General features: G+C 61.3%; 11 protein-coding genes. 9 read left to right on the top strand and 2 right to left on the bottom strand.

The window, feature by feature from the left end; genetic code table 11:
- Positions 1–150: 150 nt before the first annotated feature.
- Genes DC522_RS12245 through DC522_RS12255 form a run of 3 tightly spaced genes read left to right on the top strand, consistent with a single transcriptional unit; the run spans position 151 to position 4,983 of the window.
- Positions 151–1,125: an HlyD family secretion protein gene (locus DC522_RS12245; protein WP_245444106.1), complete on the top strand. Its 975-nt coding sequence runs from the start codon at positions 151–153 to the stop codon at positions 1,123–1,125.
- Entirely contained in the window at positions 1,112–3,853 is a 2,742-nt protein-coding gene (gene rbbA / locus DC522_RS12250; RefSeq protein ID WP_116528993.1) for a ribosome-associated ATPase/putative transporter RbbA, read from the top strand. The genes DC522_RS12245 and rbbA overlap by 14 nt, the downstream gene beginning before the upstream one ends.
- Positions 3,854–3,858: 5 nt before the next feature.
- Positions 3,859–4,983 carry an ABC transporter permease gene (locus DC522_RS12255; protein ID WP_116528994.1) on the top strand — a complete coding sequence of 375 codons (1,125 nt, stop codon included), beginning with the start codon at positions 3,859–3,861 and terminating at the stop codon, positions 4,981–4,983.
- 10 nt (positions 4,984–4,993) lie between these two features.
- On the opposite strand, the gene rhaI is transcribed toward DC522_RS12255, so the two are convergent.
- Positions 4,994–6,289: an L-rhamnose catabolism isomerase gene (gene rhaI, locus DC522_RS12260; protein WP_116528995.1), complete on the bottom strand. Its 1,296-nt coding sequence runs from the start codon at positions 6,287–6,289 to the stop codon at positions 4,994–4,996.
- A 21-nt stretch (positions 6,290–6,310) separates the two neighbouring features.
- Positions 6,311–8,416, bottom strand: coding sequence for a bifunctional rhamnulose-1-phosphate aldolase/short-chain dehydrogenase (locus DC522_RS12265; RefSeq protein WP_116528996.1), 2,106 nt, complete (start codon positions 8,414–8,416; stop codon positions 6,311–6,313).
- Between the two features lie 247 nt (positions 8,417–8,663).
- Between DC522_RS12265 and DC522_RS12270 the strand changes: the two genes are divergently transcribed.
- From DC522_RS12270 to rhaM, 6 genes are all read left to right on the top strand, one after another.
- Complete coding sequence (locus DC522_RS12270; protein ID WP_116528997.1) at positions 8,664–9,476, top strand: DeoR/GlpR family DNA-binding transcription regulator; 813 nt, start codon at positions 8,664–8,666, stop codon at positions 9,474–9,476.
- A gap of 37 nt (positions 9,477–9,513) precedes the next feature.
- Entirely contained in the window at positions 9,514–10,509 is a 996-nt protein-coding gene (gene rhaS / locus DC522_RS12275; RefSeq protein ID WP_116528998.1) for a rhamnose ABC transporter substrate-binding protein, read from the top strand.
- A 75-nt stretch (positions 10,510–10,584) separates the two neighbouring features.
- On the top strand, positions 10,585–12,102 hold the full coding sequence (locus DC522_RS12280) for a sugar ABC transporter ATP-binding protein (protein WP_116528999.1): 1,518 nt from the start codon (positions 10,585–10,587) through the stop codon (positions 12,100–12,102).
- Between the two features lie 16 nt (positions 12,103–12,118).
- Complete coding sequence (locus DC522_RS12285) at positions 12,119–13,138, top strand: ABC transporter permease (RefSeq protein ID WP_116529000.1); 1,020 nt, start codon at positions 12,119–12,121, stop codon at positions 13,136–13,138.
- Positions 13,135–14,181, top strand: coding sequence for an ABC transporter permease (locus DC522_RS12290; RefSeq protein WP_116529001.1), 1,047 nt, complete (start codon positions 13,135–13,137; stop codon positions 14,179–14,181). The genes DC522_RS12285 and DC522_RS12290 overlap by 4 nt, the downstream gene beginning before the upstream one ends.
- Entirely contained in the window at positions 14,178–14,501 is a 324-nt protein-coding gene (gene rhaM / locus DC522_RS12295) for an L-rhamnose mutarotase (protein WP_116529002.1), read from the top strand. Before DC522_RS12290 ends, rhaM begins: the two co-directional genes overlap by 4 nt.
- Positions 14,502–14,503: the final 2 nt, after the last annotated feature.

The following is a 14,503-nucleotide window of genomic DNA, read 5'->3' on the forward strand; positions in this document are numbered from 1 at the left end:
GGCAAGGTGGCTGAGCTTGGAAGGTGGCTGAGCTTGGCTTCGCGTTTCGCGATCGCACCTTGCCATGTGCGGCCGCTACTTGATGGTCTGCTCCGGTGAATTGGTTCGCTTTTGTCGGGTTCCTTCATGAAAACCAGGCGGTTAGCTCCAATGACCGTCGTCCTCGTGCTCCTGGCAGCCGCGGGGCTCGGCGCTTATGCCTATTTCCAGAAAACCGCACAAACCGTCCCAGCTAACATTGCTCAGGCGAACGGGCGGATCGAGGTCCAGCGCGTCGATATCTCGACCAAGGTTCCCGGCCGCATTGCGTCGATCACCATGCGGGAAGGCGACATGGTAAGCGAGGGTCAGGTCGTCGCAATGATGGACGAGACCGAGGTCCGCGCGGAACTCGCAGCAACGAAGGCCGCGGTCGAGCGGGCTATCCAAGGAGTGGCTCAAGCCAGGGCGACGACAGCGAGCCGTGAGGCGGAACTTGCTCTTGCCGAAGTCCAGCTCAAGCGCTCCACGAACCTGCTTGAGAAGGATTATACCTCTCGGGCGGAGGCTGACCAAAGGCGCGCAGCGCGAGACGTGGCTGCAGCGGCAGTCCAAGCGGCGAAAGCGGCGATTGGAGATGCCGAGGCTGCGAGGAAAGTGGCTGAAGCGAATGTGGCGCAGGTTGAGGCGCGCATTGCCGACATGACCTTGAAGGCTCCGATTGCCGGACGCGTCGAGTACCGGCTCGTTGAGCCCGGAGAGGTCGTTGCTTCTGGCGGAAAGGTTGTGACGCTGCTCGACCTGTCCGACGTCTATATGACCGTCTTTCTGCCCACTGCCTCGGTCGGGCAGGTAAGGCTCGGCAGTGAGGCTCGCATCGTTCTCGACGCCGCGCCCGATTACGTAATCCCCGCCAACGTCTCTTTCGTGGCCGCTGAGGCTCAGTTCACGCCAAAGACGGTGGAGACCGCAGACGAGAGGGCAAAGCTCATGTACCGCGTCAAGGTGAGCGTCCCCATCGAACTCCTCCGGCAGTACCGGGACTACGTGAAGTCAGGCCTGACAGGGAATGCCTATATCCTGCTCGGCTCCTCCGGCACCTGGCCCGATTGGCTGCAGCCGAGGCTGCCCGATGCCAAGTCGTGACGCCGTTCGATTGGAGGGACTCACCCACCGCTATGGGAAAATCCTGGCGGCTGACAACATCTCCATCTGCCTGCCGCTTGGAAGCGCTACGGCAGTGGTCGGCCCCGACGGCGTCGGAAAATCCACGATGCTCGGGTTGATCGCCGGTGTTCGGCGATTGCAGGAAGGCACGCTGGAGGTGCTCGGCGGGTCTATGGCCGATGCCGCACATCGCAACGCCATTGCTGCGCGTATCGCCTACATGCCGCAGGGGCTTGGCAGAAATCTCTATCCCACGCTGTCCGTCGCGGAGAATATCGACTTTCATGCGCGGCTTTTCGGGCTCACTGGACCGGAGCGGAAGACGCGGCTCCAGAATCTCCTCGCCGCCACGGGTCTCGATCCGTTTCCGGATCGGCCCGCAGGCAAACTCTCCGGCGGCATGAAGCAGAAGCTGTCGCTCTGCTGCGCCCTTGTCCATGATCCCGACCTGCTGATACTCGACGAGCCGACAACGGGCGTTGATCCCTTATCTCGCCGGCAGTTCTGGACGCTGATTGCACGCATCCGCGCCGGTCGTCCGGCAATGACTGTCATCGTCGCGACGGCCTACATGGAGGAAGCGGAGAGCTTCGACCGTGTGATGGCGATCGAGCAGGGGCGGGTTATTGCGGCCGGAGAAACTCGAGATGTGCTGGCGCAGACCGGAGCCTCGACCCTCGAAGAGGCTTACCGAAGCCTGCAGACGGGAGCGAAACCAGAGGGCCATTTCACCATTGGGCCCCGGGCTGTCCATGACGGCGCATCGGCTATCGTAGCGGAGGGGCTGACCCGCCGTTTTGGTGACTTCACGGCCGTCGACCATGTCAGCTTCCGCATCGAGCGCGGCGAGATCTTCGGCTTCCTAGGCTCCAATGGCTGCGGAAAGACGACGACCATGAAGATGCTGACCGGTTTGCTGCCCGCGACCGAAGGGCGGGCCGAGCTGTTCGGCAAAGCAGTCGATGCCGGGGATCTCGATGCCCGCATGCGTGTCGGCTACATGAGTCAAGGCTTCTCGCTCTACGAGGAGCTGACGGTTCGCGGCAATCTCGAACTCCATGCTCGACTGTACCGTGTCCCGCCGAAAGAAACTGAGGAACGGATTGTCGAGAGCCTTCAGCGCTTTCAGCTCATCGGCGTCGCGGATGATCTGCCGGCCCGGGTTCCGCTCGGACTGCGGCAACGCCTGCAGCTTGCGGCTGCGTGCCTTCACAGGCCGCAGATGCTCATCCTCGATGAGCCGACGTCAGGCGTCGATCCGGCCGCGCGGGATCTTTTTTGGAGGCACCTCGCCGCTCTCTCACGAGATGAGGGCGTGACGATCTTCGTGTCAACGCATTTCATGAACGAGGCGGAGCGCTGCGATCGGATCTCGCTCATGCACCGAGGGCGCGTACTTGCAATGGGAACGCCTGCCGAGCTTGTGGCCTCCCGCAATGCCACTACGTTGGAGGAGGCGTTCATCACCTATCTCGCCGAGGGTGGAGAGGAGCCCGGTCCCGTAAAAGCATCCGCCGAAGCTCAAGAGCCAGATAATGGGCCGCTCAAGGGAGCCGGACCAAGCGGGGCAGGAGAGGCTGGCCGGTTCAGTCGGCTCTGGGCCTTCACTCGCCGGGAAACGCTGGAGCTGCTGCGCGACCGTATCCGGATCGGGTTCGCGCTCGCTATTCCGATCTTGCTGCTCATCATCTTCTCCTTCGGCATCTCTTTCGATGTGGAGCATTTGACCTACGCGGCTTTCGACCGTGATCGTTCTGCGGAAAGCCAAGCCTTCTTGCGCAGCTTCGAAGGCTCTCGCTACTTCGAGGCCAAAGCACCTGTCGATTCCGAGGCCGAGGGCGACAGGCGGTTGACGAGTGGAGAGCTGCGCCTCGTAGTCGGCATCCCGCCCGGCTTCGGAAAAGACCTTCTTCTGGGACGCCGTCCCGAGGTCAGCATCTGGATCGATGGCGCCAATACGTTTCGCGCTGAAACGGTGCGCTCCTACGTTTCCGGCTTGATCATGACCTATGCGAACGAGCTGGCTCGGGAGGCCTCGGCCGGCTCGTCGGGGGTGAGCGCGCCGGTCGATATCCGACCCCGCTATCTCTACAATCAGGCCTTCCAGTCGGTAAACGCCATCACTCCGGGCGTCATCATGCTGGTTCTCCTGCTCGTCCCCGCCATGATGACCGCGCTCGGCGTGGTGCGGGAGCGTGAGATCGGGTCCATTGCGAACCTCGAGGCGTCACCGGCGAGCGTGGCCGAATTCCTGATCGGCAAGCAGCTCGCCTATGTCGGAATTGGGATGATCAATGTCGTCAGCTTGCTCACCACGGCCGTCTTGGCGTTCGGCGTGCCCTTCAACGGATCCATCGCGGCTTTCGCGCTTGGAGCCATGATCTATGTTTTCGCCTGCACGGCATTCGGGCTCCTGATCTCGACCGTGGTGTCCACCCAGGTGGCGGCGACATTCGCAACGGCCATTCTCAGCGTCATTCCTGCCGTGAACTTCTCCGGTTTCATGTATCCGATCGCTTCAGTAGAGGGAGTAGGTCGCATCATTGGCTATGCATTTCCAGCAGGCTGGTTTCAGAGGATTTCGCTCGGCACCTTCGCCAAGGGTCTAGGCGCTGCTGATCTCGTGTTGGACTACGCGATACTCGCTGGCTTCGGTGTCGTGTTCCTTGCAACCGCATGTCTCATGCTGTCCAAACAGGAGGCCTGACGGCGATGCGCTTCCTCAAGGACGTCTTCTTCTTGGGATTGAAGGAGTTTTCGAGCCTTCGATATGACTACGTCATGCTTGGGCTTGTCGTTTATGCGCTCTCGATTGCGGTGGTGACAGTTGCGCGGGGCGTGAAGCTGGAGGTTTCGAACGCGGCCATCGCCATCGTCGACCAGGACCGCACGCAACTGAGCCAGAGGCTCGCCGATGCCATCCCGCGGCAATACTTCAAGCCTCCCATAATGGTGGAGGCCGATGCCATCGATCATGCCATCGATGCGGGCCGATACACCTTCGTGGTGGAATTCCCGCCACATTTCGAGGCCGATGTGCTAGCGGGTCGCTCGCCGGGGATCGCCGTGCGAGCCGACGCGACTGCCATCGCCCAGGCAGGGAACGGCATAGCCTATCTCCAGGACATCCTGCTCACCGAAACGGCGAGATACCTCGATCAAGCTGGTGTCAACAGCGTACTACCCATCCAAGGCGTCGTCCGCTTCGCCTTCAATCCCAACCTCAATGGTGTCAGATTCAATGGGGTCATGCAGGTGATCAACTCCGTGACCATCCTCTCGATCCTGCTTGTGGGCGCTGCTATCATGCGGGAGCGTGAGCACGGGACGATGGAGCATCTCCTGGTGATGCCTGTCACACCGGCGGCCATTGCTCTCGGCAAGATCTGGGCGAACGGCCTCGTCATCCTGATCGCCGTCTTTCTTTCGGTGCAATTGGTGCTGCGCATGGTGCTCGATATCCCCATCGCAGGCTCCATTGCACTCTTTCTTGCCGGCACGGTCCTTTATCTTTTTGCCACGACGTCGCTCGGAATCCTGCTGGCGACGATTGCCAATTCCATGCCGCAATTCGCGTTGCTTGCGATCCCGGTCTTCGTGACGATGATGCTACTCTCCGGCACCATGACTCCCCTGGAGAGCATACCGCAGGCGCTGCAGGCGGCCATGCATGTTTCGCCTTCGATCTACTTCGTGCGGTTCGCGCAGGCCATTCTTTACCGCGGGGCGGGCTTCCCGATTGTCTGGGAGGACATGGCAATCATGGCCGGGCTTGGCGTCGTTTTTCTGGTCGTCGCCATCGCGCGATTCCGCAGCATGCTTGCCAAAGCAGGGTGATGAGGCGGCATCAGACGATGCCGCCACCGCCTCCGGTGACTGCAGGGCGCTGCTTGCCGACCATCTCACGATAGCCGCTCGCCCGATAGGCCGCGATGGGATCGATGGCACCGCCGGCCCTAAAGCGAGCCATGGCGAGGATCGGCTCCACATCGGTGCGGAACGCGGTCTTCAGCGTCTCGGACGCCATGAGCGGATCGTTGGATTCCTGATAGCTCTCCAGCGCCTTCCGATCCACGATTAGCGCCTGCACATAGGCGCGGCGGATCTCGTTGGCACTCCGGATAAGGCTCTCGATCGGGTCCGTCACATTGTGCGACTGATCGATCATGTGAGCGGGGTGGAAATCCGCCACCTTTCGGTACTCGGCGTCCACCAGCTCGTTGAAGACGAGGAACAGGCGGTAGGGATCGATGGAGCCCGTATCGAGATCGTCGTCACCATACTTGGAGTCGTTGAAGTGGAAGCCGCCGAGCTTCTTGAACTGGATCAGGCGAGCCACGATCATCTCGATATTGACGTTCGGCGCATGGTGGCCGAGGTCCACGAGGCAATAAGCCTTCTCACCAAGCTCTGTCGCGATCAGGTAGTTCGTGCCCCAATCCTGGACGACTGTCGAGTAGAAGGCCGGTTCGTACATCTTGTGTTCGGAGAAGATGCGCCAGTCTCGAGGTAGCCGTTTATAGATCGTCTTCATGGAGTCGAGATAACGCTCGAAGCTCCGGGTGAAATTCGTCTGGCCCGGGAAGTTCGAGCCGTCGCCGATCCAGACTGTCAGCGCCTTGGAGCCAATGGCCTCGCCGATCTCGATGCACTCGATATTGTGCTCGATGGCCTGCTGGCGGGTCGCCGCATCCGTGTGGCTGAGCGACCCGTATTTGTAGCTGTGTTCCTGCCCCGGTGCATCGGAGAAGGTATTGGAGTTCATGGCATCAAAGCCGAGACCCAGCGCATCAGCGTGAGACTTCAGCTGCGGCGGATCGCTGACCTTGTCCCATGGAATGTGCAGAGAGACGGTCGGCGTCGCCTGCGTCAGCTGGTGGATCACTGCGCAATCGTCGAGCTTGTCGAAGATGTTGCGCGGCTCGCCAATGCCGGGAAACCGGGCGAAGCGGGTTCCACCTGTGCCGACGCCCCAGGAGGGGACGGCCACGAAGAACTTCCCGACTTTTTCGGTGATCGCATCGATATCGATGCCTTCGCGGGAGAGCTTTGCCCCGAGAGCGTCGTAGTCGGCCTTCAGAGCGTTTGAGCGCTTCTCGTTGTCGGTGGCGACGATCTCGGCCCGGATTTTCTGTTCTGACATGGTTTCCTCCCCGGCCTGATCTTAACGCGTGAACGACATGGCGTTGCCGGCATCCACGTTGATGATGTTGCCGGTGGACTTCGCCGAAGCGTCGGAGGCGAGGAAATAGATGGCTTCCGCGATATCCTCCGGGAAGACGTTCAACTTCAGCAGGGAGCGTTTACGGTAATGCTCCTCCAACTCGTCGACGGCGAGCTTGGACGAGGCCGCACGCTGCTCGCGCCATTCGCCGGACCAGATCTTCGATCCGCGCAGCACCGCGTCCGGGTTGACCGTGTTGACGCGAATGCCGGCCTCCGCGCCTTCGAGAGCCAGGCAGCGGGCGAGGTGGATCTCGGCGGCCTTCGCTGTGCAATAGGCCGAGGCGTTAGGTGAGGAGGCGAGGCCGTTTTTCGACGCCACGAAGACGATGTTGCCTCCGAGCTTCTGGCGGCGGAACAGGCGGAACGCCTCGCGGGAGACCAGGAAGTAACCGGTCGTCAGGATGTCGATGTTCTTGTTCCACATGGCGAGATCGGTCTCCTCGACAGGAGCCGAAGACGCGATTCCTGCATTCGACACCAGAATGTCGATGCCGCCGAATTCGACTGAGGCCTCGATGAAGGAGTTGAGCACGTCCGTCTCGCTCGTGACGTTGAGCTTCACGCCGCGAACCACGTCGTTGCCGAAGCGCTTGCCGAAATCGCCAACGGTTGAAACGAGGGATTCCTGGTCGATATCGGCCAGGACCACGCAGGCGCCCTCGCTCATCAGCCGCTCGGCCGTGGCGCGGCCGATACCACCGGCGCCGCCGGTGATGAAGGCCACGCGGCCCGCGAGGCTCTTCGGCTTGGGCATGCGCTGGAGCTTCGCCTCTTCGAGCAACCAATACTCGATGTCGAACGCCTCCTGCTCGGGTAGTCCTTGGTACTCGGAGACCGAGGAGGCGCCGCGCATCACGTTGATGGCATTCACATAGAACTCGCTGGCGATCCGGGCCGTAGCCTTGTCGCGGGCGAAGGACAGCATGCCGACGCCCGGGATCAGGAAGATCACCGGATTCGGATCGCGCATCTTCGGACTGTTGGAACGCTTGCACTGCTCGTAGTAGCGCGTGTAGTCGGCGCGATAGGCCTCCAGAGCCGCATCGAGACCTGTCACCACGGCGTCAACATCCGGGGACTTCGGATCGAAGTTGAGAACGAGTGGACGGATCTTGGTGCGCAAGAAGTGATCCGGGCAGCTTGTGCCGAGATGCGCCAGCGGCTTCAGGTTGGCCGAGTTGACGAATTCCAGTACCGCGTCCTGATCGTCGAAGTGTCCGAGCTTGCGCTCTGCCTGACTGATCTTGCCGCGAATTTCCGGCATGAGGCGTGCGGCGAGTTTGCGGCGCTCTTCGCGGGAGAGGCTGGTGGTCACGGCGCCGCCGAAGGCTGGCTTGCCGGCCGTCTTCTGCGCGAACCACTTGATGGCCTGGTTGATGATGCGCAGCGTCAGCTCGTAGCAGTCCTTCGCGTTATCGGCCCAGGTGAAGAGACCGTGGCTTTCGAGTACGACGCCCCTGGCATGGGGATTGGCCTTGGCGAAAGCCTCCAGATCGAGACCAAGCTGAAAGCCGGGGCGACGCCAGGGTAGCCAACCGATCTCGTCGCCGAAGATTTCCTGTGTGAGTTCGCGTGAGTTCTTGGAGGCTGCGATCGCGATGATCGCATCGGGATGCATGTGGTCGACATGCTTGTAGGGCAGGAAGCCATGCAGGGGCGTATCAATGGAGGCTGCGCGTGTGTTCAGGTTGAAGGTCGCGTGAGGCAGGAAGCCGACCATGCGGTCCTCGTCCTCCAGGCCCTTGTAGAGTGACTTCAGCGAGAGCAGCTTGTCCATGTAGAGGGTGGCGAAACCGTCGAGCTTGATGGTGCCGACATCGCCGCCGGAGCCCTTCACCCAGAGAACCTCGACCTTCTCGCCGGTGAGGGGATCGGTTTCCATCACCTTGGCCGAGGTGTTGCCGCCGCCATAGTTCGTGATGCGTTTGTCGGCCCCGAGCAGATTGGAGCGGTAGAGGAGCAGGCCGGGCTCGTCGAGGGTGGCCGCTTTCGCGTCGTCCCACTTATTGTCGAGCAGCTTCACGGTTTGCGTCGCAGTATCCACATTGTCCTCCTGCCAAGCTGAAAGCGGGCGCGCAGTGCCTCACGTTTAGGCAAAGAACATTGGCGAGGCCTCCAGTCTTGTCAACCAAAACCAATCAAAAACGAGCAAAACATTTCATAATACGAAGGGATAAGACAGGAAATGATTGACGATGCTCCAAATCTCTATGACGCTAGGATTGCTCTTAAGCGAATTTGATGGCCTCTTAGTGATCTTGCTTGGTTCTAGGGCACTCTGGTGAGGGATAATGCACGAACGTGAAAGGCACCGGATCATTCTCAGCCTCGTTCAGGAGAGGCCGGTCGCGACCATCCAGGATTTGATGGAACTGACGGAGGCCTCCGAGGCAACGATCCGCCGGGACATCGCGGCCCTTCATGTCCAGGGGCGCCTGCGCCGCGTGCGCGGCGGGGCGGAAGCTCTTCACCCGCAGCAAATCAGCCCGCTGGCTGCAAAGCCCTTCCGCATCTCGGAAGGCGAGAACGCTGCCAAGAAACGCGCCATCGCCCGCGAGGCCGTGGCCCTGTGCAATGATGGTGACGCCATCATCATCAATGGCGGAACCACCACATTCCAGATGGTGCATTATCTGACCGCCCGCCGGATGCAGGTCTTCACCAATTCCTTCGCGATTGCCGAGCACCTCATCAAGCATTCCAAGAACCAGGTGATGCTGCCGGGTGGCTCTGTCTACCGCGACCAGAGCATCATTCTCTCGCCCTTCGACAACGACGTGACGCGCAACTTCTATGCGCAGCGCATGTTCATGGGCGCTCAGGGCGTCGGCCCACTCGGCGTGATGGAGCAGGATGCCCTGATCATTCAAGCCGAACAGAAGCTCATCAACCAAGCCGATGAACTGGTGCTGATGGTGGATTCCACCAAGTTCCAGCGCCGCTCCAGCCTCATTCTCTGTCCGCTCAATCGTGTCTCCGCGCTGATCACCGACGATGGCATCCCGGATTCGGCTCGAGCGATGATCGAGGAAGCGGGCATCAAGCTGATCGTTGCCAATGTCGCGGCAGCCGAGCAGCCAACGAAATCCTCATCGGCAGCGTGAAGTCTGCCGGAGGTGTTTTGCAAGGGAGGAAGAAAACATGAAACTATTCGCGAAACTCGCCGTCGGGACCGCTCTGGGCCTCGCCCTTCTCACGGGCGCGGCAAGCGCCGAGAACATCAAGATCGGCGTCGTCGTGAAGTCACTCGGCAACGGCTTCTTCGAGGCTGCCAACAAGGGCGCTCAGGAAGCGGCGAAAGAGCTCGGCGGGGTCGACGTCATCTACACCGGTCCCACCACCACGACCGCTGAAGGTCAGATCGAGGTGATCAATGCGCTCATCGCCCAGAAGGTCGATGCGATCGCGATCTCCGCCAACGATCCCGACGCTGTCGTTCCGGCGCTGAAGAAGGCTGCCCAGCGCGGCATCAAGGTGATCTCCTGGGATTCCGGCGTCAACAAGGACGGCCGCATCCTTCATCTCAATCCGTCATCGAACGAGCTCATCGGCAATATGTGCCTGAAGCTCGCAGCCGATCACCTGCCTGGCGGCAAGGGCGACTTCGCCATCCTGTCGGCCACCTCCACCTCGACGAACCAGAACACCTGGATTGCCGAGATGAAGAAGCAACTGCCGAAATATCCCGGGCTGAACCTCGTCACGACCGTCTATGGCGACGATCTGGCCGACAAGAGCTACCGCGAAGCCCAGGGCCTACTCACCTCCCACCCGAACGTGAAGGTGATCGTTGCTCCCACGACCGTCGGCGTGCTCGCGGCCTCGCAGGCGGTGAAGGATGCCGGCAAGATCGGCCAGGTTTACGTGACTGGCCTCGGCTTGCCGTCTGAAATGGCGGGTGCGGTCCACTCGGGTGCGACCAAGCAGTTCGCGATCTGGAATCCGATCGATCTCGGTTACTCCGCGACGCAGCTCGCCTATCGTCTCGTCAAGAAGGAGACCGACGGCAAGCCGGGTTCGGAGATCAATGCCGGCCGCATGGGCAAGATCAAGGTCGGTGACAACGGTGAAGCCGCCATGGCCGATCCGTTCGTGTATGACGCGAAGAACGTCGACGAATTCGCCAAGATCTTCTGATCTCGACACCCTCAGAGTGAAGGCGCGGGATTCCTGCGCCTTCCTTGCTCACGTTGGCTCGCGGCGGGAGTTCCCATGTCTGTCGTACAAGCGGTTGCTAAAGATCCAACTCCGCTTCTGGAGATGCGCGGCATTTCCAAGTCGTTTCCCGGCGTCAAGGCGCTCGATCATGTCGATGTCGTGCTCTACCCGGGAACCGTGACGGCGTTGATCGGCGAGAACGGCGCGGGCAAATCCACCCTCGTCAAGATTCTCACAGGCATCTACCAGCCCGATAACGGCGAGATTGTCGTCGATGGCGAGGCTGTCCATTTCGCAAATGCGGAGGCCGCCATTCGCAGCGGCATCACGGCGATCCATCAGGAAACCGTGCTGTTCGACGAACTCTCGGTTGCCGAAAACATCTTCCTTGGGCACGCGCCTCGTAACCGGTGGGGGCTCGTGAATTGGGCCGCCATGAATGCGCGCGCCGCAGCGCTGCTGACCTCCATCGATGCGCCGATCAGCCCTTATACGCGGCTGAAGGATCTTTCCATTGCGCAGCGCCACCTCGTTGCCATCGCACGCGCCTTGTCCGTCGAGGCCCGTATCGTCATCATGGACGAGCCGACGGCGGCGCTGTCCTATAAGGAGGTGGAGGACCTCTTCCGCATCATCGAACGGCTGAAGCGACAGGGTAAGGCGATCCTCTTCATCAGCCACAAGTTCGAAGAGGTCTATGAGATCGCCGAGCGGTTCGTGGTCTTCCGTGACGGGCGCTCGATCGGTGCCGGATTGCTGTCGCAAACCAGCCAGGACGAGATCGTGCGCATGATGGTCGGCCGCTCGGTCGATCACGTGTTTCCCAAAACAGACGTCGCCATCGGTAGCACCGTTCTGAAGGTTTCCGGATACTCCCATCCGACGGAATTCGACAGCATCTCATTCGGGCTGCGCCGTGGCGAAATCCTTGGCCTGTACGGTCTCGTCGGAGCAGGGCGTTCGGAATTCTGCCAATCTCTCTTCGGCATCACGCGCCCAAGTGCGGGAACCCTCGAGCTCGAAGGGCACTCCATCCAGATCCGCTCTCCGTCGGACGCCATTTCGGCTGGCATCGTCTATGTGCCGGAAGAGCGCGGCCGTCATGGGGCCGTGCTTCAGATGCCTATTTTCCAGAACTTCTCCATGGCCACTCTGGCCAAGACGACGCGGGCCGGCTTCCTCCGGCAGGCCGAGGAATTCGCCTTGGCGCGCAAGTATGCGGAGCGGCTCGACCTGCGTGCGGCCGCCTTGTCGGTCCCGGTCGGTACCCTGTCTGGCGGCAATCAGCAGAAGGTCGTCATCGGCAAGTGGCTCGCCACCAAGCCGAAGGTGATCATTCTGGACGAGCCGACGAAGGGGATCGACATCGGCTCCAAGGCTGCCGTGCATGCCTTCATGAGCGAACTCGCGGGGGAGGGCCTCAGCGTGATCATGGTGTCGTCCGAGCTACCCGAAATCCTCGGCATGTCCGACCGGGTGATGGTGATGCGCGAAGGGCGGATGGCCGGCATCTGGAACCGGGAGGGGCTCGACGCCGAAATGCTGGTGCGCGCCGCCACCGGCAACGAGTGATGGGAAGAGAGACGCCATGAGCCGGATTCTGAAGTACCGCGAACTCCTGCTGGTGGCGATCATCGTCGTGCTGATCGCCGCCTTCTCCTATCGCGCGCCGGGCTTCGCCTCGCCCAAGAGCCTCGCCAACATCTTCAACGACACCGCCATCCTGATCATACTGGCGCTTGGTCAGATGGCGGTGATCCTGACAAAGTCCATCGATCTGTCCGTGGCGGCGAACCTGTCCTTCACCGGTATGGCGGTTGCGATGCTCAATGCCGCCTATCCGGGCATTCCGCTGCCGCTCCTGATCCTGGCGGCCCTCGCCATTGGAGCCATTCTCGGCGCCGTTAACGGCTTCATGGTGTGGAAGATCGGCATTCCTGCCATCGTGGCGACGCTCGGCACGCTCACGATCTATCGCGGCATGGCCTTCGTGCTCTCGGGCGGTGCCTGGGTTAACCAGACTCAGATGACGCCGGTCTTCCTCAACACGCCACGCATGCCGGTGCTCGGCCTTCCCCTGCTCGGCTGGACGGCGATCCTGGTGATCGCTCTTGTCGCCGTGTTGTTCACGCGCACGGTCTTCGGGCGGTCCCTTTATGCCGCCGGCGGAAACCCCACCGCAGCACTTTATGCCGGCGTCGACGTCGGTCGCACGAAGTTCTTTGCCTTCGTTCTGTCGGGTGCTCTAGCAGGGCTTTGCGGCTATCTCTGGGTGTCGCGCTATGCGGTCGCTTACGTGGATATCGCCGCCGGCTTCGAGCTCGACACGGTTGCGGCCTGCGTGATCGGCGGCATCTCGACGTTGGGCGGTATCGGTTCCGTCGGCGGAGCCGTGTTGGGCGCGCTCTTCCTCGGGGTAATCAAGAACGCGCTTCCGGTGATCAACATCTCTCCGTTCTGGCAGATGGCGATTTCCGGCCTGGTGATCATCATCGCCGTTCTCTTCAATGCCCGTCAGGAGCGCCGCAAGGGCCGTCTTATCCTGCGCGATGCTGCCAAGCGCCGCCCGTCCCGGATCGAGGCCCCTGTTGAAGGAGCAGCCGCATGAGCATCATGACAGCCGACAAGCAGCCCGTGCGCCATATCCCCGACAAGCTCTCGACACCCATCGGGCGGCTTCTGGGGAGCTGGGAGACGCTTCTCGCCGCAGTCGCCATTGCGATCTTCATCGCCAACTCGCTGGCCTCGCCGCACTTCCTCGATCCGTGGAACCTGTCGGACGCCACCTACAACTTCACCGAGAAGGCGATGATCGCCTTCGCGATGACGCTGCTGATCATCTCAGGGGAAATCGACCTGTCGGTTGCAGCGATCATCGCGCTCGCCTCGACCGCCATGGGAGCGGCCGCCCAGGCCGGATTCCAGACGCCGGCGCTGGTCGGTATCGGCCTCGGCGTCGGTCTTCTGTGCGGTGCGTTCAACGGGTTATTGGTGGCCTGCATCGGTTTGCCGTCCATCGTGGTGACAATCGGTACTATGAGCCTGTTCCGTGGCATTGCGCAGATCGTTCTCGGCGATCAGGCCTATGGCGGCTACCCTGCGAGCTTCGCCTGGTTCGGCCAAGGCTACATGTCGGATTTCTCCTGGTGGCCGACGCTTCCCGGGTTCGAGGTCGTCACCTTTGAGATGGTGGCTTTCGTGCTCTTCGCCGTTGTCTTCGGAATCCTGCTGCACCGGACGACCTTCGGGCGCCGGATCTACGCCATCGGCAACAATGCCTTTGCGGCGCAGTTTTCCGGCATTCCCGTACAGCGCACGAAGTTCATCCTGTTTCTGCTGACCGGTCTGATGAGCGGCTTTGCGGCCGTATGCCTGACCTCGCGTTTGGGTTCGACCCGGCACACCATCGCGGCCGGTTGGGAACTTGAGGCCATCACCATGGCGGTGCTCGGCGGGGTGAGCATTCTGGGAGGTTCTGGCACCATTCTGGGCGTGGTCCTTGCAGCCATCGTCATGGGCCTCGTCACCTTCGGGTTGGGCCTGCTCAACGTGCCCGGCATCGTTATGTCCATCTTCATCGGCCTGCTGTTGATCCTCGTGATCGCGCTGCCGATCGTCTTCCGCCGCATCCGCTCGAGAGCATCCGCATGAGTGCAAAGGAAAAGTACGCGTTCAAGATGCAGCTCAATCCCGGAATGGAGGAAGAATATCGCCGCCGCCATGACGAGATCTGGCCCGAACTGGTGGAGCTTTTGAAGGATGCGGGCGTCGAGGATTATTCGATCCACCTCGATCGGGAGACCAACATTCTCTTCGCCGTGCTTTGGCGGCCTGTGAACCACAACATGACCGATCTGCCGAGCCACCCCGTGATGAAGCGCTGGTGGGCCTACATGGCCGATATCATGGCAACGAACCCGGACAACTCGCCGGTTGAGAAGCCTCTCGCTACCGTCTTCCACATGGTCTGACC

The sequence above is a fragment of the Microvirga sp. KLBC 81 genome, from assembly GCF_003075415.1.
GTDB lineage: Bacteria > Pseudomonadota > Alphaproteobacteria > Rhizobiales > Beijerinckiaceae > Microvirga.